General features: G+C 72.4%; 15 protein-coding genes. 10 read left to right on the top strand and 5 right to left on the bottom strand.

The features are described 5' to 3' along the window. Nucleotides 1-30: 30 nt before the first annotated feature. Nucleotides 31-456 carry a type II toxin-antitoxin system VapC family toxin gene (locus ACSIH6_RS23085; RefSeq protein WP_435110402.1) on the bottom strand — a complete coding sequence of 142 codons (426 nt, stop codon included), beginning with the start codon at nucleotides 454-456 and terminating at the stop codon, nucleotides 31-33. Continuing rightward, entirely contained in the window at nucleotides 453-707 is a 255-nt protein-coding gene (locus ACSIH6_RS23080) for a type II toxin-antitoxin system Phd/YefM family antitoxin (protein WP_435110401.1), read from the bottom strand. The genes ACSIH6_RS23085 and ACSIH6_RS23080 overlap by 4 nt, the downstream gene beginning before the upstream one ends. 175 nt (nucleotides 708-882) lie before the next feature. On the opposite strand from ACSIH6_RS23080, the gene ACSIH6_RS23075 reads away from it, so the two are divergent. Continuing rightward, a complete protein-coding gene (locus ACSIH6_RS23075; protein WP_435110400.1) occupies nucleotides 883-1608 on the top strand; it encodes a class I SAM-dependent methyltransferase in 726 nt (241 codons plus the stop codon). A 3-nt stretch (nucleotides 1609-1611) separates the two neighbouring features. Here ACSIH6_RS23075 and ACSIH6_RS23070 read toward each other — a convergent pair whose 3' ends face one another. Further along, nucleotides 1612-3111 (bottom strand): CCA tRNA nucleotidyltransferase, encoded by a 1500-nt coding sequence (locus tag ACSIH6_RS23070; RefSeq protein ID WP_435110399.1) that lies wholly within the window; start codon nucleotides 3109-3111, stop codon nucleotides 1612-1614. Nucleotides 3112-3439: 328 nt separating this feature from the next. Between ACSIH6_RS23070 and ACSIH6_RS23065 the strand changes: the two genes are divergently transcribed. The 6 genes from ACSIH6_RS23065 (at nucleotide 3440) to ACSIH6_RS23040 (ending at nucleotide 13498) form a co-directional block, all read left to right on the top strand. Continuing rightward, entirely contained in the window at nucleotides 3440-6055 is a 2616-nt protein-coding gene (locus ACSIH6_RS23065) for a DUF6049 family protein (RefSeq protein ID WP_435110398.1), read from the top strand. 177 nt (nucleotides 6056-6232) lie between these two features. Beyond that, nucleotides 6233-8071 (top strand): murein biosynthesis integral membrane protein MurJ, encoded by a 1839-nt coding sequence (gene murJ, locus ACSIH6_RS23060; RefSeq protein WP_435110397.1) that lies wholly within the window; start codon nucleotides 6233-6235, stop codon nucleotides 8069-8071. 159 nt (nucleotides 8072-8230) lie between these two features. Further along, nucleotides 8231-10015, top strand: coding sequence for a murein biosynthesis integral membrane protein MurJ (murJ, locus tag ACSIH6_RS23055; RefSeq protein ID WP_435110434.1), 1785 nt, complete (start codon nucleotides 8231-8233; stop codon nucleotides 10013-10015). 279 nt (nucleotides 10016-10294) lie between these two features. Beyond that, entirely contained in the window at nucleotides 10295-11932 is a 1638-nt protein-coding gene (locus ACSIH6_RS23050) for a protein kinase family protein (protein ID WP_435110396.1), read from the top strand. A 22-nt stretch (nucleotides 11933-11954) separates the two neighbouring features. Beyond that, nucleotides 11955-12581: an RNA polymerase sigma factor SigM gene (sigM, locus tag ACSIH6_RS23045; RefSeq protein ID WP_435110395.1), complete on the top strand. Its 627-nt coding sequence runs from the start codon at nucleotides 11955-11957 to the stop codon at nucleotides 12579-12581. Then, a complete protein-coding gene (locus tag ACSIH6_RS23040) occupies nucleotides 12578-13498 on the top strand; it encodes an RsmA family anti-sigma factor (protein WP_435110394.1) in 921 nt (306 codons plus the stop codon). Before sigM ends, ACSIH6_RS23040 begins: the two co-directional genes overlap by 4 nt. A 139-nt stretch (nucleotides 13499-13637) precedes the next feature. On the opposite strand, the gene ACSIH6_RS23035 is transcribed toward ACSIH6_RS23040, so the two are convergent. Next, a complete protein-coding gene (locus ACSIH6_RS23035) occupies nucleotides 13638-14351 on the bottom strand; it encodes a response regulator (protein WP_435110393.1) in 714 nt (237 codons plus the stop codon). After that, nucleotides 14348-15496 carry a sensor histidine kinase gene (locus ACSIH6_RS23030; protein ID WP_435110392.1) on the bottom strand — a complete coding sequence of 383 codons (1149 nt, stop codon included), beginning with the start codon at nucleotides 15494-15496 and terminating at the stop codon, nucleotides 14348-14350. The genes ACSIH6_RS23035 and ACSIH6_RS23030 overlap by 4 nt, the downstream gene beginning before the upstream one ends. 179 nt (nucleotides 15497-15675) lie before the next feature. Between ACSIH6_RS23030 and ACSIH6_RS23025 the strand changes: the two genes are divergently transcribed. The 3 genes from ACSIH6_RS23025 (at nucleotide 15676) to trxA (ending at nucleotide 17820) form a co-directional block, all read left to right on the top strand. Continuing rightward, nucleotides 15676-16347 carry a hypothetical protein gene (locus ACSIH6_RS23025; RefSeq protein ID WP_435110391.1) on the top strand — a complete coding sequence of 224 codons (672 nt, stop codon included), beginning with the start codon at nucleotides 15676-15678 and terminating at the stop codon, nucleotides 16345-16347. 115 nt (nucleotides 16348-16462) lie between these two features. Beyond that, entirely contained in the window at nucleotides 16463-17395 is a 933-nt protein-coding gene (gene trxB / locus ACSIH6_RS23020) for a thioredoxin-disulfide reductase (RefSeq protein WP_061080800.1), read from the top strand. A 101-nt stretch (nucleotides 17396-17496) separates the two neighbouring features. Beyond that, nucleotides 17497-17820: a thioredoxin gene (trxA, locus tag ACSIH6_RS23015; protein WP_435110389.1), complete on the top strand. Its 324-nt coding sequence runs from the start codon at nucleotides 17497-17499 to the stop codon at nucleotides 17818-17820. The last annotated feature ends 121 nt before the right edge of the window (nucleotides 17821-17941 follow it).

Genomic DNA, 17941 nt, shown 5'->3' with positions numbered 1-17941 from the left:
AGGTCGCCTTGTCGCCCCGCGGTCGACCTCTCAGACCGAGGTGTCACCCGTGGCCATGCCCAACTCCTCACAGGCGTCGAGAAGGCGCCGGTCCCCGCAGGCCACGACCAGCTCTCCACTCTTGAGCCGTTCGACGGAAGCACAGTGGACCGCGTCATAACCGCGCAGCCCGAACTCCCGTGCCAGTTCCGCCGCGCGCTCCACCAACACCTGGTCCACGTCCAGGACGTTCACCTCCTCCCACAGTCCTTCGAGGAGTCCCATGGCCTGGGTGTACGCGGTGCTGGTGATCCGGCTCATGCGCTCGGCCTGGGCCAGCGCCGCGGCCGCCTCGGCGTAGAGGAGGCGGGAGGAGACTACCGAGTCAGCCGCCTCCCAGAGCCGAAGGCACCGCTCGGAGCCGGACTCCTCGATCAGGAGGGGAACGAAGGCCGAGGTGTCGAAGTAACAGATCACCTGCGCTGTTCCTCCACCAGGTCGCTGACGGTGCCGTCGGTCTTGACGGGTGTGGGAACGCTGCGCTTAGCCCGGCGGGCGGGCTTGACCTGTCCGTCCAGGATGAGCTGGTCCAGAGTGCCGGGCCCCTCTGCGGGAACGATCCTGGCGATGACCCTGCCGTGGTCTGTGACGGTGATGGTGTGCCCTTCGCGCACCTCGGCGAGGTGGCGGCTGAGGCCGTCGCGCAGCTCTTTGATGCCAAGTCTCATGACTCGCTCCTCTGTGGCTACTTATACAGTCAATAATATAGCCACTTTCTGGAGCCCGACAAGGCTCTGACCACGCTTGACGCCTTGTCGACCTGGTGACACATCGACACGTCACCATGTGGTCACGTGTTGTAGTGTCCACGGGGAGACTTGTCGACAGCGGGGATGGTTCTCCATGCACAGCGGTGACGCACTGGGCGACGCCTCCAGCGCCTTCGGGCCGCGTGGGGTGGTCAAGCGCGTCGGGGCGGTGTCCCGGCAGCTGCCCGTCCGCGGCGACCGCCTGCTCGACGTGGGCTGCGGCGACGGCGTCCACACGGTCGAACTGGCCGGGGGCTACGTGCGCGTGGACGCGATCGACCTCGAACCCGGGCGGCTCGACGCGTTCGCCGAGCGCATCGCGGGCACCGGGCTGGAGGACCGGATCGGCATCCACAAGATGTCCGCCGACGCGCTGGCCTTCGACGCCAACACCTTCGACCGCGTGACCGCGTTCGAGGTGGTCGAGCACGCCGATGACCTGGAGGGCACCCTCAGCGAGGTCCACCGCGTCCTCAAGCCGGGCGGCGCGCTCTCCCTGACCGCGCCCAACCGCTGGTTCCCCCTCGAGACCCACGGCGTGCTCTGGCGCGGTCGGCGCCGCTCGGCGCTGACCGCGCCCTTCCTGCCCTGGATCGGGCCCCTGCACGCGCGCATGTCGGACACGCGCGCGTTCACCACCCAGCAGATGGGGCGCCTGCTGCGGGGTGCCGGGCTGCGCGTGCGCGCCATCGACTACCTGATGCCGCCGTTCGACCGCCGCACCACGGCGTTGCAGACCCTGTCCGACACCCTGGAGGGCACCCCGCTGCGCGTGTTCGGTATGGCCATGGCGGTCACGGCGGTCAAGCCGGGCCGCTGACCCTCACAGGTGCTCGGCCGCCCAGGCGCGCAGCTCCTCGGTCGCGGCCTCCCTGCCCATCGGGCCGTTCTCCAGGCGCAGCTCCAGCAGGAAGCGGTACGCGCGGCCGACCACGGGCCCCGGCCCGACCCCCAGGATCTCCTGGATCTCGTTGCCGTCCAGGTCCGGGCGGATGCGGTCCAGCTCCTCCTGCTCGGCGAGCAGCTCGATGCGCCGCTCGATGTCGTCGTAGGAGCGCGCCAACGCCGCCGCCTTGCGACGGTTGCGGGTGGTGCAGTCGGCGCGGGTGAGGATGTGCAGCCGCTCCAGCTGCGCACCGGCGTCGCGGGCGTACCGGCGGACCGCGGAGTCGGTCCACTCGCCCCTGCCGTAGCCGTGGAATCTCAGGTGCAGTTCGACCAGGGTGCTGACGTCGGACACCACGTCCTTGGGGAAGCGCAGCGCGGTGAGCCTCTTGCGGCTCATCGAGGCGCCCACCACCTCGTGGTGGTGGAAGGTCACCCGCCCCCCGGACTCGAAGGCGCGTGTCCTGGGCTTGCCGACGTCGTGCAGCAGCGCCGCCAGGCGCAGCACCAGGTCGGGCTCGTGGCCCCGCTTCTCCTCCAGCTCGATCGCCTGGTCCAGGACGGTGAGCGAGTGCTCGTAGACGTCCTTGTGCCGGTGGTGCTCGTCGATCTCCAGGCGCAGCTTGGGGATCTCCGGCAGCACGTACTGGGCGATGCCCAGCTCCACCATGAGCTCGACGCCGCGGTGCGGGTCGGGGCTGAGCATGAGCTTGGTCAGCTCGTCGCGGACGCGCTCGGCGGAGACGATGGAGAGTCGGTCGGCCATGTCCCGGGCGGCCTCGGCCACCTCGGGCGCCAGGGTGAAGCCGAGCTGGGCGGCGAAGCGGACCGCGCGCATGATGCGCAGCGGGTCGTCGCTGAAGGAGTCCTCGGGCCTGCCCGGGGTGCGCAGCACCTTGTCCCGCAGGTCGGACAGGCCGCCGAACGGGTCGACGAACTCCAGGCCGGGCAGGCGCACCGCCATGGCGTTGACGGTGAAGTCGCGGCGCAGCAGGTCGTCGTGGATGTCGGTGCCGTAGGCCACCTCGGGCTTGCGGGACTTGGGCGAGTAGGACTCGCTGCGGTAGGTGGTGATCTCCAGCTGGAGACCCTTCTTGCGCAGGCCCACGGTGCCGAAGTCGATGCCGACGGTCCACACGGAGTCGGCCCAGCCGTCCACGAGTTCCAGGATGCGCTGGGGCACCGCGTCGGTGGTCAGGTCCACGTCGTTGGCGGCCCTGCCGAGGAGCGCGTCGCGCACCGGCCCGCCGACGAGGGCGAGCTGCTGGCCGTGCGCGGCGAAGCGGTCGCCGAGTTCTTCCGAGACGGTCGGGAAGGAGTCCGCCAACGCCGTGATCGCCGCACGCTGCGCGCCGGTCAGCGCACCCGAACCCGGTGCGTCCCCGGCGTCCGGCTGCTGGGCGGCGTCGCTCTCCCGCGAAAACTCTGTGTTCGGCACACCACGAGACTAGGCGGCGCCCGAAGCAAACCGCGAATCGTCTCCACCCCCCGGTACCGGGCCGTACACGGATCGAGGGCCGTCTGGGCGGACCGCCGCCGCTCGGTGGGGAACCCGGTTCCCCGCACACGCCGCGCGGCGGCCGCGACCCGACTCCACGCACGGGGAAGGCGGTATCTTCGGGGGGAGTGGTAGGACGCCCCGGTTGCCCCGCGTCCACCCGACCCGCGTACGCCGTGTGCGCCGTGCGGGTACTTCCGACCGTCCCCCCGCACCGCGTCACCGGTGGGACGGCCACCTGGACCCGAGTCAGGAAACCGGTCAAGCGTTGCGTCGATTTGCCTCCGCGACGGTGGTCATGGCCTTCACCACCGCGCTGCTTCCGATACCGGCCACGTCCGCGAACGCGGAGCCCGAAGGGGCGGCCGATCCGCTCGTCGTCGAGCGCGTCACACCGGACGCGGCCGACGAGGACAGCACCCTGCGGGTCACCGGCGAGGTGACCAACACCACCTCCGAGGACCTGAGTGACGTCAGCGTGCGGCTCAGCTACTCGCGGCACCCCTTCGGCGACCGCGGCGAACTGGACGAGTTCGCCTCGGGAGAGGGCTGGCAGCCCAACGCGTCGGGGCCCGACGAGGAGGTCACCGCGGCGCTGGCCCCCGAGGCCAGCGCCGCGTACTCCCTGAGCGCGCCGGTCGAGGACCTGGGCCTGGACTCCTACGGCGTGTACCCGCTGGTCGTCGAGGCCGTGGACGGGGACGGCCAGGTCATCGGCTCCCAGTACACCTTCCTCCCCTACACGGGCGGGGGGGACGACGTCCCCTCCGTCGACATCGCCTGGGTGTGGCCGCTGATGGCGCCGCCCCAGCGCGCGGACGAGAACACCTTCCTCAACGACGACCTGCACTCGTCGGTCACCGCCGACGGCCGCCTGGGCCGCCTGCTGGCCGCGGGGGCGCAGACACCGGTGTCCTTCGAGGCCGGTGAGGAGGACCTGGTCGAGCTGCTGGGCCTGAACGAGGAGTCCGAGGAGCCCTCCGAGGGCACCGCCACCGCCGAGGAGACCGCGGAGGCCCTCCCCACGGAGGAGGCCACCGGCGAGGGCGCGGAGAACGCGGAGGACGAGGACGGGTCCGCCGAGGAGGTCACCGAGCGCACCGAGGGGGTGCCGGTCACCTGGGCCGTGGACCCCGGCACTCTCGACGACATCCTGCGCATGGCCTCCTCCGGGCACTCGGTCGTGGAGGACCCCCTCGCCGTGCCCGCCGAGTCCGAACCCGTGCGGAACGACGCGGAGGCCAACGAGGCGGCCCAGGTGTGGCTGCGCGAGGCCCGCCGTGTGCTGGCCGCCGACAACGTCGTGGCCACCCCCTACGCCCGGGCCGACCTGGCCGCCCTGCTGCGGCACGACATGGGCTCCGACGCCGAGGCGGCCCTGAGGGTCGGCCAGGAGGCGGTCCTGCGGGCGCTGGAGACGGAGGCCGACGAGACCTTCGCCCTGCCCCCGAACGGCCTGATGGACCAGGGTGTCCACCAGCTGCTCGCCTCGCACGGCGCGACCCGCTTCCTGCTGGACGAGGACGCCCTGCCCGCCGCGTCCTGGATGTCCACGACCCCCACCGCGCAGGCCCCGCTGCCCGCGCCGGAGGAGGAGGCCTCGGAGGAGCCGTTCGCGCTGGTCGCCGACGAGGGCGTCACCGACGTGCTGTCCATGCCCACCGGGGAGCCGGGCCAGTCCGAGCTCGCGCTCCAGCGCTTCGCCGCCGAGACCGCGATGATCGCGGGCGAGAACGCCGGGGGCGACCGGGTGGTCGTCGCCTCGCCGGAGCCGGACTGGAACCCCGGCGCCGAGTTCGCCCGGGGCGTGCTGGCCGCCTCCGAGGACCTGCCGTGGCTGTCCCCGCAGAGACTGGACGAGGTCGGGCTGCCCGACGCCGGTGAGCGCGAGCGGACCCGCCGGTCCCTGACCTACCCCGACAGCGCGCGCGGGGAGGAGCTCAGCTCCACCTACCTGGAGCTGGTCGAGGACGTGAGCCGGGACGTGCGCCTGTTCAACAGCGTCCTGGTCGGCGACAGCGACCCGTTCCGCCCGGCGCTGCTGCGCCTGGAGTCGGTGTACTGGCGGGAGGAGGAGGCCATGGCGGGCGCCACCCGCTCCCTGGTCGCCCAGGACGTGCAGGACCGCATGAACGACGTGCGGGTCATCCCCGGCGAGCCGGTCACCCTGGCCAGCCGGACCGGCACCACCGGCATCCTGGTCGCCAACGACCTGGAGGAGGAGACCGTCTTCGTGAACCTGTCGGTCTTCTCCGAGAACTCCGACCGCCTGAGCGTCGGCGAGTACAACCACTCCTTCGAGCTGGAGCCGGGCACCAGGACCACGGTCTACATTCCGCTGTCGGCACGGGTCAACGGCCGCACCGTCCTCAACGTGGGCCTACAGAACTCCGAGGGTGAGCCGATCAGCAGCCAGGACGTCGAGATCCCGGTGAACGCCACCGGTCTGGGCACCCAGGCGCTGGCCATCAGCGGTATCGGCCTGCTGATCCTCGTCGCGGCCCTGGCCCCGCGCGCGCTGCGCAAGTGGGTCCGCCGCAAGGCCGCTGCCGGAACCGCCGAGTCCGCGGGAACCGCCGCCGGGGCGGACCGGGACGGCGCGAACACCGCGGACCCCGGGGACGTCCCACACTCCGAGGGAACGTCCTCCGAGGACCCGTCCGAGGGCGATCCGCCCGGGGGCGACCCCTCCGCGGCGGACCGGGACACCGCCTCCGACACGGCCGGGGGCCCCTCCCCGACGGAGGACGCTTCCCCGTCCGAGGAAGCGGACGGGGACGAGGACGCCGAACGGCCGGAGGGCCCCTCCGGCCCCGAGGAAGCCGACTCCCCAGCCGCGGCGCCGGGCGGCGCGGAACGGGGCCGCGAGGGCACGGGAACGTGACCCAGCGGTTCCGGAGAGGGTGACATGGCTCCCTACCGACAGGACGCCATGTCGACACACCCGCACGTCTCCATGTCGGCGCACGCGGCCCGCACCCGCGTGGCCGACCCGCGGACGCCGGACCACGGCGCCGCGGCCGGACATTCCCCAGTCGGACGAAAGGAAGCTTGATCCACGGTGGTCACCGACTCTTCGAACGGCGGCGGGAAGCACCGCCGACGCCCCCAGCCGCAAGCCCCGCTCCCGAGCGCGGTCCGCCCCGGGAGCGGCCCCGCGCCCACCTCCGAGGAGGGCGAGGTGCCGGGTCCCGTCACCGACTCCGGACCCGCCCCCGGGGACGGGTCCGGAGGGGACTCCGGCGGCGGCTCCGACCAGGGCGGGGACACAGGGTCGGGCGGCGGCGGCATGATGCGCTCCAGCGCCATCATGGCCGTGGGCACCCTGGCCTCCCGGATCACCGGCTTCGCCCGCACCATCGTGCTCGGCGCCGCCATCGGCACCCACCTGCTCGGTGACGCCTACCACACGGCGCACACGATCCCCTTCATCCTCAACGACCTGCTCATCGGCGGGCTGATGGCCAGCGTCATCATCCCGTTCCTGGTCAAGCGGCGTAAGCGTGACGCGGACGGCGGCAAGGCCACCGAGGACCGCCTGTTCACCACCACGCTGCTGGCGCTGCTGCTGCTCACCGCGGTCGCGATCGCGGCAGCCGAGTTCCTCATCTGGCTGTACGGCTCCCGGTTCACGCCGGTCCAGTTCGACGCCTCGGTCTACCTCGCGCGGTACCTGCTGGCGCAGATCTTCTTCGTGGGCATGAGCGGCCTGCTGAGCGCCATGCTCAACACCCGGGGCAAGTTCGGCGCGGCCGTGTGGGCCCCGGTGCTGAACAACCTCGTCATCATGAGCGTGGCGGGCGTGTTCCTGTGGGTGGCCGGTCCGGGCCGCACGCCCGAGACCGTCACCGACGGCCAGCTGACCCTGCTGGGCGCGGGCACCGCGGCCGGTATGGCGCTCCAGGCGGTGGTGCTGTTCGTGGCCCTGTCCCGCACCGGCTACCGCTGGCGCCCCCGCCTGGACCTGCGCGGCTCCGGGCTCGGCGAGGCCGTGCGCACCGCCGGGTGGATGATGCTCTACACCCTGCTCACCCAGGCCGGGCTGTGGATCACCACCAACATCGCCAACGCCGCCAACGTGGCGAGCATCAGGGAGGGCCTGGACGTCGGCGCGGGCATCAGCGCCTACAACCTGGCGTACCAGCTCTTCCAGCTGCCGTACGCGATCATCGCGGTCTCCCTCATCACCGTGCTGCTGCCCCGGATGAGCGCCCACGCCGACGACCACGACTGGGCCGCCGTCCGCGCGGACTTCTCCCGCACCCTGCGCGTCTCCGCGTTCGTGCTGGTGCCGACCGCCTTCGCGGTGGCGATGTTCGCCGAGCCGCTGTCCGTCCTGGCCTTCGCGCGCGGGTCCATCTCGGTGGACGACGCGGAGAGCATCGGCCAGATCCTCGCGGTCATGTCGCTGGGCCTGGTGCCCTTCACCGTGTTCCAGCTCATGCTGCGCGTGTTCTTCGCCATGGGCGACACCCGCACCCCCGCGATGATCGGCATCGCCAACCTGGCCGTGCACAGCGCCCTGGCTCTGACGTCCTACCTGGTGCTTCCGCCGAACCTGGTGGTCGTGGGCGTGGCCGCGGGCTTCATGGTCTCGTTCCTGTCCGGGCTGACCATCGCCGGAATCGTGCTGAGCCGGCGCATCGGGGGGCTTGACGGCAAGCACGTCATTGGCACATTGTTGCGCCTGCACCTGGCCGCCGTCCCGAGCATCGCGGCCGGCCTCGGTGTGCTCTGGGCCTTCGACACCTACGTGGGCCCCGGTCTGGCCACCTACGTCGGTGCCCCGGCCGCCGGATGCGTCCTGGGCGCGCTGCTCTTCCTGGGGTGCGCGCGGCTGCTGCGCGTCCCGGAGCTGACCGGGGCCGTGGAACTGATCCGCGCCCGGCTGCGTCGTTGATGCCGTGACCCCCTCCCCCGGCTCTGACCCGCCGAGGCCCCCGAAGCCGCCCGAACGAGAGTGAAGGACAGCACGACGGTGTCCAGCGACCTGCCGCAGCAGACGTTCCCCGGGGACGCCGATCCGCCCGACGGGGACAGACCCCGGCGACGGCCCGCCATGGTGATGCCGGAGGACGTGCTCGACACCTACGAGCGCGAGGAGCCTGGCACCGAGCCCGAGACCGGGCTGCGCACGCTCCGGGATCCGAGCGACATCGGTGACGTGGGTACCGCCGACCGTCTGGAGGACGGCGACGAGATCGGCGGTACCTCCCACACGGCGCCGGGCAACCTCGCCCGGTCGAGCGCGATCATGGCGCTGGGCACCATCGTCTCCCGTGTCACGGGGTTCGTACGCACCATCATCCTGGCGGCGGCGATCGGCACCCAGCTGCTGGGCGACGCCTACCAGACGGCGGGCATGGTCCCGTACATGATCTACGACCTGCTCATCGGCGGGTTGCTGGCCAGCGTGTTCGTGCCGTTCCTGGTCAAGCGGCGCAAGCTGGACGCCGACGGGGGCAACGGCGTCGAGCAGCGCCTGGTCACCCTGATGCTGCTGGTGCTGTTCGCCCTCACCCTGGTGTCGGTGCTGGTCGCGGAGTGGTTCATCCGCATCTACGCGGGCGGCTTCTCCGGGGCCCAGTACGAGGTCTCGGTCGTCCTGGCCCGGTACCTGGTCACGCAGATCTTCTTCATCGGCGCGAGCGGGCTGGCCAGCGCGATGCTCAACGCGCGCAACAGGTTCGGCGCGCCCATGTGGGCGCCGGTGCTGAACAACCTGGTCATCATCGGCGTCTGTGTGTGGTTCCTGAACCTCGCCGGCCCGGGGCGCACCCCCGAGACCGTCACCGACGGCCAGCTGATGCTGCTGGGGCTGGGCACGGCCCTGGGGCAGGTGGTCCAGGCCGCCGTCCTGGTGTGGGCGCTGGCCGCGGCGGGCTTCCGCTGGCGCCCGCGCCTGGACCTGCGGGGCTCCGGCCTGGGCGAGGCGGCCGGAGCCGCCTCGTGGATGATGCTCTACATCGTCGTCGCGCAGGTGGGGGCGCTGGTCTCCACCAACGTGGCCACCCGCGCGGGTGCCCTGTCCGCCGAGGCGGGCTTCGACTCCGGCGCGGGCATCGCGGCGTACAAGTTCGCGTCGATGCTCTTCCAGCTCCCGTACGCGGTCATCGCGGTCTCGGTGATCACCGCGCTGCTGCCCAGGATGAGCGAGCACGTCGCAGCGGGCCGCAAGGACCAGGTGCGCAGCGACTTCTCGCGCGGCTTCCGGCTGTCCTCGGTGCTGATCGCGCCGCTCTCGGTCGCGATGATCGTCTTCGCGGTCCCGTTCTGCGTGCTGATCTACGCGCAGGGCAGCACGAGCGCGGAGGACGCGGCCGCGATCGGGCGCATCCTCATGGTCTTCTGCGTGATGCTGATCCCGTTCACGCTCTTCCAACTCCAGATGCGCGTGTTCTACGCTCTGGGCGACACCCGGACCCCGGCCCTGGTGTCGATCCCCTCCGAGATCGCCCACGCGACCACGGCGATCGGCCTGCTGTTCCTTGTGGAACCGCAGCACGTCGTGGTGTGGCTTCCCGTACCGTACGGCCTGTACTACATCGTCGGCTCCGTCGTCATGTGGTACATGCTGCACCGGCGGCTCAACGGCCTGGACGGGCGCCGGACCGCGGCCGCCCTGCTCCGGCTGCACCTGGCCGCCGTCCCGTCGGCGGTCTTCGGGGTGGCGATGATCTACCTCTTCCGAGACCTGCCGGGCGAGGTCTGGCCGGGTCTGGCGGCGATGGCGGCGGGAGGCGTCGCCGGGGCCGTGCTGTTCGTGGTGACCGCAAAGCTCCTGAATGCGACAGAAGTCACATCATTCCTCGATTTGCTCAAAACCCGGTTGCGACGCCGCTGATCACCAGGAATAGCTGAGGTTGGGCGGACCCGCTCCGTTACGCACCGGAAGGTGGCCGAGTATCCGTTGTCCTCCGAAGATGCTGTTCACGCGTCCTAGCATGGACAGGCATCGCTTTACCGCTACCGCATTGTTCAACCGAACTGCCCGAAGGGAGGCTGGGGACAGCAGGCAGGGCCGACGGACCCCTCGCGCGCACCCCGTACCGCTCCGGTCCGCAGACGGCCAGGGAGCACGGACGCACGCGAGACCACGGCACTGGCACCCGTCACTCCCATCATGAGCACCTTCCTCATCGAACCCGGTGCGAAGCTGGCCAACCGCTACCGCCTCGACCAAGTGGTGAGCGAGACCGGCGGCGCCACACGTTGGAAGGCCACCGACGAGACGCTCGCGCGTCCCGTGGCCGTGTGGACCTTCGCCGAGGGCTTCCCGCGCACCTCCGAGGTCGTGCGCGCCGCCCGAGCGACGAGTCGCATCCCCGACGCCCGCGTCACGCAGGTCTTCGACGCCGACGACTCCTCCCCCGTCCCCTACGTGGTCGAGGAGTGGGTCATCGGCTCCTCCCTGACCGACCTCCTCGCGCAGGGCCCCATGGAACCCGAGCGCGCCGCCGGACTGGTCGCCGAGGCGGCCGAGGCGATCGCCGCCGCGCACGCCGGGGGCCTGCACCACCTGTGTCTGACCCCGAGCAAGCTCATGTGGAGCAGCGGCGGCGCGGTCAAGGTGACCGGCATCGGCGTGGACGCCGCCCTGCTGGGCGCCGGCAACCCCGACCCCGCGGCCACCGACGCCCAGGGGCTGGGCAACCTGCTCTACGCGGCGCTCACCGGGCACTGGCCCGGCGGCCCGCAGAGCGGCCTGCCCGCCGCACCCGAGGGCCCCGCGGGCCCCTACCCTCCCCACCACATCCGCCAGGGCGTCACCGAACCCCTGGGCACCATCACCACGCGCGCCGCCCTGCCGCAGCTCGCGGGGCAGCTGGTGCCCGGACCGCCCATCACCTCGCCGGCCGACTTCTGCGCGGCCATGGCCGAGGTGCCCCGGCTCATCCCCCTGCCCGTCACCCAGGCCGAGTCGGCCCCGCCCGTGCCCGGGACGTCCCGGCGCACCGGCGAGTTCGACAGCACCGGCCCGCGCCGCAGCGCCCGGAACTCCCGGGGCGGCACGTCCGCGCGGGACGACCAGGAGTCCCGCCACGGTTCCGTCGGACGGACGGGCTCCGCCTCGCGGAGCGGCGCCTCCGTCCGGGGCGGCTCCGAGATCCGTGAGCGGTCGGGGCCCTCCCGGATAGAGCAGCGGACCGCGCGCACGCAGCCCTCGCTCCAGAAGATCCTGGTCGGCGTGCTGGCCCTGGTGCTGTTCGCCGGGGTGGTCGTCGGCGCCTGGACGGTCGGGACGATGTTCAGTTCCGGCGGGGGCGAGGAGACCCCGCCCGAGGGCGGCGGCGACCAGGCCTCGGACGGCGGCGGGGAGGTGGAGCCGAGTCCGCTGGAGATCCAGGGGGCGCGCGGCCTCAACCCGCACGGCAACACCGACGAGCACTCGGACAAGGCGGGCCGCGCCCACGACGGGGACACCTCCACGGAGTGGAACACCCAGGGCTACAGGGACCCGCTCAGCGTCATCAAGCCCGGCGTCGGACTCCAGCTCGACCTCGGCGCCGTCCACGAGGTCCACGAGGTGGACCTCAACCTCGGCGGCAGCGGCTACGAGTTCCAGATCCTGGCCGGCGAGACCGACTCGGACAGCGAGGACGGTTACGAGGTCGTCGGGTCGGGCGAGGGCGGCTCCCAGGTCGTCACCCTCGACGAACCGGTCGAGGCCCGCTACGTCGTGGTCTGGTTCACCGAGCTGGCCGGGTCCGGCGAGTGGAGGGGGACGGTCTACGAGGCTGAGGTACGGGGCGTCGAGTAGCGGGATACGTGATCGGGTACTGATGGACGCGGTCCAGGAGCTCCCTGACCGGGAGCTGTTGACGAGGCACGCTCAGGGCGACGACCAGGCCTTCGCGGTCCTGGTGCGTCGGCACCGCGAGCGCCTTTGGGCTGTCGCCGTGCGCGTGATGGGCGACCGCGAGGAGGCCTCCGACGCCCTCCAGGACGCGTTCCTGTCCGCGTTCCGCGCCGCCGACCGCTTCCGCGGCGAGGCGCAGGTGAGCACGTGGCTGCACCGGATCGTGGTGAACGCCTGCCACGACCGGTTGCGCCGCCGCAAGGTGCGCCCGGCCACCCCGACCGAGGACGAGACCCTGGACGTCATGTCCAACGATCGGCTCGGCCGCGCGGGAGGGGGGCCGGACCACGCCTCGCAGACCGAGACACGCCTGGACGTCAACGCCGCGCTGGACCTGCTCCCGCTGGACCAGCGCATGGCGCTGACCCTCGTGGACATGCTCGGCTACCGGGTGGAGGAGGCCGCGCAGATCCTCGACGTGGCGTCGGGCACGGTCAAGAGCAGGTGTGCGCGAGGTCGCGCCAGACTTCTCCCGTCGCTGGCCCATCTGAGGAACCCTCGACAGGCCGGAGACGTCACAACTGGGAGAGGAGGTGCCAACCCATCGTGACGTCCCATCCAGACGCGGAGGCACTCGCCTTCTTCGCCGAGGAGCTCCTGGAGCCCGACGAGGAACGCACCGTCGCAGTCCACATAGACACCTGCGCGACCTGCGCGGCGACCCTGGGGGAACTCACCGGGGTGGCCGAGGCGCTGGCCGCCGCACCGGTTCCCGCCCTGCCCCGGGACGTGGCCGACCTCCTCGACCAGCGCGTCGCGGAGGCGGTGCGCGAGCGCGCTGCGGGCACTCCCGCCGACGCGTGCGCCGCGCCGGGCGCCGAACCGCCGTCGGCCGGGGGCGGCCCCGCGTCCGGCGGCGCCGCGGTGACCCCTCTCACGCGCCGCCCCCGCACCGGGCGGAGGTTCAGCGCACCCCGGCTGATGATGCTGGCCGCCGCCGCGGCGATCGTCGTGGGGGGCGGCGGCGCGGCCCTGTTCAACGGTGTGCTCACGCCGGGCGGCCAGGACGGGGAGAGCGGCGTCGCGGCCCCGCTGGCGGAGAACGGCCCGGAGAACGCCCCGGACACGGCGCAGTCCTACATGCCGCAGGTGGTGCGGAGCGAGACCGTCTACACCGAGGCGACCCTGGCCGAGCAGGCCGCCCGGACGCTCGACCTGTCCCCCGTGGTCGGGTCGCCCGGAACCGGGGGCGACGGCGAAGCCGACGGGAGCGCGGAGACCGGCCTCCTGGCCGTCGAGGCGGCGCCCGACGGCGTGCAGGAGTGCGTGGTGCTCCTCGGCGAGGAGTTCGGAGGGCACTTCACCCTGGTCGACGACGCCCACTACGGCGACGGGGACTCCCCCGCGTGGGTGATGTTCTCCCCCCGGGGTGAGCGGTTCGAGGTGTACGTGGTCGACCCGGCCTGCGGGCGGGGCGGCGACCCCGGGCAGAACGTCCTCGTCCAGAAGACCGTGACGGGTCCCTGAGCGCTCCGGAGCCACCCGTCCCCGGGATCCCGTCCCCTGGGCTCCGTGTCTCCTTGACGCCTTGTCTCCTTGGCGGCGTGTCGACATGTCGCCGGAACGGGGCGGAGGCGGGGTCCGCCCGCCGCCCACGGGTGTGCGCTCACCGGCCGGGGCGGACCAGGCCCGTCTCGTAGGCGACCACCACCAGGCCGACCCGGTCGCGGACCCCGAGCTTGGCCAGGACACGGCCCACGTGGGTGCGCGCGGTCGCCGGGCTCAGGTGCAGCTCGGCACCGATCTCCTGGTTCGACATGCCGCGACCGACCAGGGCGAGCACGTCGCGCTCGCGGTCGGTGAGCACGTCCAGTCGGGAGCCGCTCCCGGGGGCGACCGCGGTGTCGGCGAGGCGCTCGATCACCCTGCGGGTGACACCCGGCGAGAGCAGCGCGTCCCCCGCCGCCACCGTGTGGACCGCGTCCCGCAACTGCCGCGGACCGGCGTCCTTGAGCAGGAAACCGGAGGCTCCCAGCCGCAGCGCCGTGAACACGTTGTCGTCCTCGCCGAACGTGGTGAGCACGACCACCCGGATCCCGCGGGCCGTCGACGTGTCGACATGTGCCCCTGTGGACCTGTCGACTCCGGGCGCGGGGCCGTCGCCGCGGCGCTCCAGCTCGCGGAGTACCGCCAGACCGTCCATGGCGGGCATCTGGAGGTCGAGCAGGACCACGTCGGGGCGGTGGCGGTCGATGTCCACGAGCGCCTCGCGGCCGTTCTCGGACTCGGCCACCACCTCGATCCCCTCGTCGCGCTCCAGCAGCGCGCGCACCCCGGTGCGCACGAGGGGCTGGTCGTCCACGAGCAGGACCCGGATCACCGGTCGCCCCCGATCGGCAGCAGCGCGCGCACTCCGAACCCTCCGGAGGGGCGGGGCGCCGCCTCCACCGTCCCGCCGACCAGGCGCACCCGCTCGCGCATCCCCGCCAGCCCGCTGCCTCCCGTGGACCGGGCCGGTGCGGCCGTCCCGTCATCGGTCACCGTCACGTCGAGCATCCCGTCCCTCCTGGAGAAGGCCACCCGCGCCCGAGGGGCGCGCGCGTGGCGCAACGTGTTCGTCAGCGCCTCCTGGACGATCCGGTAGGCGGTCGCGTCCACCATCCCCGGCACCTCGCCTGGAGCGGGGACCCCGGTCACCTCCACGTCCACCCCGGCCGCGCGCACCGTCGCCACCAGTTCGTCCAGGTGCGCGAGGGAGGAGACCCGGTCGTCGCCCGGGTCGGCCTCGCGCAGCGCGCGCACGGTGGCGCGCAGCTCGCTCAGGCCCGCCCGCGACGCCCGCGCCACGTGGTCCAGCTCGGCGCGCGCGACGGACACGTCCGCCGGGTCGTCCCCCAGGGCCTCCGCGGCCACCGCCGCGTGCAGGGACACCACGGAGAGGTGGTGCCCCACGGCGTCGTGCAGGTCGCGGGCGATGCGGGTGCGTTCGAGCGCCAGGCGCTCGGCCGCCTCGGACTCGCGCGCCTGTCTGTCGAGGACCTCGATCCGCACGCGTTGGTGCTCGGCCCGGCGTCGCTGCCACTGCACGTGGCCCAGGGCCGTGGCCGCGCCCATGACCGCCACCGTGGTGGGCAGCTCGTACCCCAGGAGGTAGGCGGGGTCCTGCCCCTCCTGCAACCGGGTGAAGGTGGAGACCAGGACCAGCGCGGAGGCCAGGACCACCGACCACAGGGTGCGGCCCGCCTCCGCCGCCGAGTACAGCGCGGCGGCCACCGGGACGGCCAGGCCGATGATGGGCAGCTGGAGCACGTAGTTGGCGACGACCAGGACCGAGGTGGCCACCAGGACCGCGACCGGCCAGCGGCGCCGGACCAGCATGAGCGTGCCGAGCACGGCGGCCACCCCGTACCCCAGCGACGGGTTCCCCGTGTCGCTGACGTCGGAGGCGACCGCGATCGCCACCACGGCGAAGACGGCGAACCCGAAGAGCGCGTCGACCACGACGCCCCGGCGGTCACTGGGCATGCGGCGATTCTACGGACCCGGCCCCGGATCGGCGCGGGACCGGAGGACCGCGCCGCTACGCGTCCGGACGTAGGCCGCCGGAGACGCGGCGCGTAGCCGCCCGGAACCGTGCGCGGACGCGCGTTCGGGGTCCGGGTTCCTAGTGTCGGACATCTCTTCTCCGTCCCGGGTGTTCGCCCGTGTCCCGAGTCCGTGAGGTAGCCGTGGACCGCCATCAGCCATCCTCCGCCGACAGCGCCGCCGCCGACGGCCCGCTCTCCGGGATCGCGTGGTCGCTGGTGCTGGGCCTCGGGGCGCTCGCCCTGCTGCGTCCCCTGGTCGACATCACCGGCGCCGCCGGGGCGCTGGACCGGCCCTTCCTCCTCTGGCCGGCGACGGCCGTCCTCGTCACCGTCACCTGGGTGGCCGCCGTGGTGGTCACCCGTGTTCCGCGACCGCTGCTCACGCTGGTGTGCACGGGGCTGGCACACGCCGTGTTCTCGATCGTGGTGAGCGCGGTCCTGTCCCCGGTCATGCTGGGCGAACTCCGGGGGCCGCTCACCCACCCGTTCGGCTTCGTCGCCGCTTTGGCCCTGAACGCCCTGTGGGGGCTCGTGGCGGGTGTGATCGCCCTTGGGGGTGCGCTGGGCCCTGGACGGTCGCCAGCGAAGATCCTGAGGGCTTCCGGGCCGTACCCGGGGTCGCGCCGCTGGGACCGCCGCTGGGACCGCCGCTGGCAACCCCTACCGCTCCCGTGGTGGCCGGGGATCCCCGGCCGCCGCGCGGACGCCGTCCGGCCGTCGGCGGGCTCCTCCACCGAGGGCCCCGGGAGGCGCGCGACGGACCCCGTGGCGCATACCCCGCCCCCGTAACCTGGGGCGATGTCCCGAAGGGAATGCCCTGCGCCTACCATCGGTTGTGCTAACCATCTTCCCCTGAGGTCACACGGCGTGGCCAGGGCAGCGACTGTGTGAAGGGCCAACGAGCGTGAGTGACGTCCGCAATGTCATCATCATCGGTTCCGGACCGGCGGGGTACACCGCCGCTGTGTACGCCGCCCGTGCCGAACTGCGACCCCTGGTGTTCGAGGGTTCCATCACCGCCGGCGGCGCGCTGATGAACACCACCGAGGTCGAGAACTTCCCCGGCTTCCCCGACGGCGTCATGGGCCCCGACCTCATGGACCACATGCGCAAGCAGGCGGAGCGGTTCGGTGCCGAACTGGTGCCGGAGGACGTCACCGCCGTCGACCTGACCAAGCCGGTCAAGGAGGTCGTCGCGGGCGGTGAGACCTTCCTCGCCCACACGGTCATCCTCGCCACCGGCTCCGGCTACCGCGAGCTGGGCGTCCCCGGCGAGAAGGAACTGTCCGGGCGCGGCACCTCCTGGTGCGCCACCTGCGACGGCTTCTTCTTCCGCGACCAGGACATCGCGGTGGTCGGCGGCGGCGACACCGCCATGGAGGAGGCCCTGTTCCTCACCCGGTTCGCGAGGTCGGTGACCGTCATCCACCGCCGCGACCAGCTGCGCGCCAGCCGCATCATGGCCGAGCGCGCGCACGCCAACGACAAGATCACCTTCCTCTGGAACTCGGCGGTCACCGAGGTCCTGGGCGAGGAGCGCGTCTCCGGCGTCAAGGTGCTCGACACCCAGACCGGCGAGACCAGCACCCTGGACGTGACCGGGCTGTTCGTCGCGATCGGCCACGACCCGCGCGTGGAGCTGTTCGACAAGCAGGTCGAGCTCGACGAGGAGGGCTACGTCAAGGTGGACTTCCCGTCCACGCGGACGAACCTGGAGGGTGTCTTCGCCGCGGGCGACGTCGTCGACCACCAGTACCGGCAGGCGATCACCGCCGCGGGGACCGGCTGCTCCGCCTCCCTGGACGCCGAGCGCTACCTCGCCGCGCGCGGCAACTAGAGGCGTCCCTCGGCCACCGGCCGAGGGCGGGCCCTTGGCCCGCCGCCACCGACTCCCTCCCTCTGCCCCCCTGTCCCGGATCCGTCGAACCAAGGAGAACCATGTCCGCTGTCAAGCACGTCACCGACGCCACCTTCAAGGAGGAGGTCCTCTCCAGCGACAAGCCCGTCCTGGTGGACTTCTGGGCCGACTGGTGCGGCCCGTGCAAGCAGATGGCCCCGGTCCTGGACAAGCTGGCCGATGAGTACGGCGACAAGATCGAGGTCGTCAAGATCAACACCGACCAGAACCCGGAGACGCCGCGCTCGTACAACGTGCTGTCCCTGCCGACGATGAACCTCTACAAGGACGGCGAGGTCGTCAAGCAGATCATCGGCGCCAAGCCCAAGCGTCTCCTGGAGAAGGAGCTCGCGGAGTTCCTGTAAACCGGAACCCGCACCGCGGCCCCTCCGGCGGCCGGCACGGAGAAGGACCCCCGAGATCCCTGGGATCCGGGGGTCCTTCGCTGTACCGGGGCCTTGGGGGGGGGGGGGGGGGGGGGAGGAA

Origin of the sequence: Nocardiopsis synnemataformans (genome assembly GCF_965343085.1) — a bacterium.
Lineage (GTDB): Bacteria > Actinomycetota > Actinomycetes > Streptosporangiales > Streptosporangiaceae > Nocardiopsis > Nocardiopsis alborubida.
Note: the sequence above shows the minus strand (reverse complement) of the source record. Positions and strands in the feature narration are given on the sequence as shown.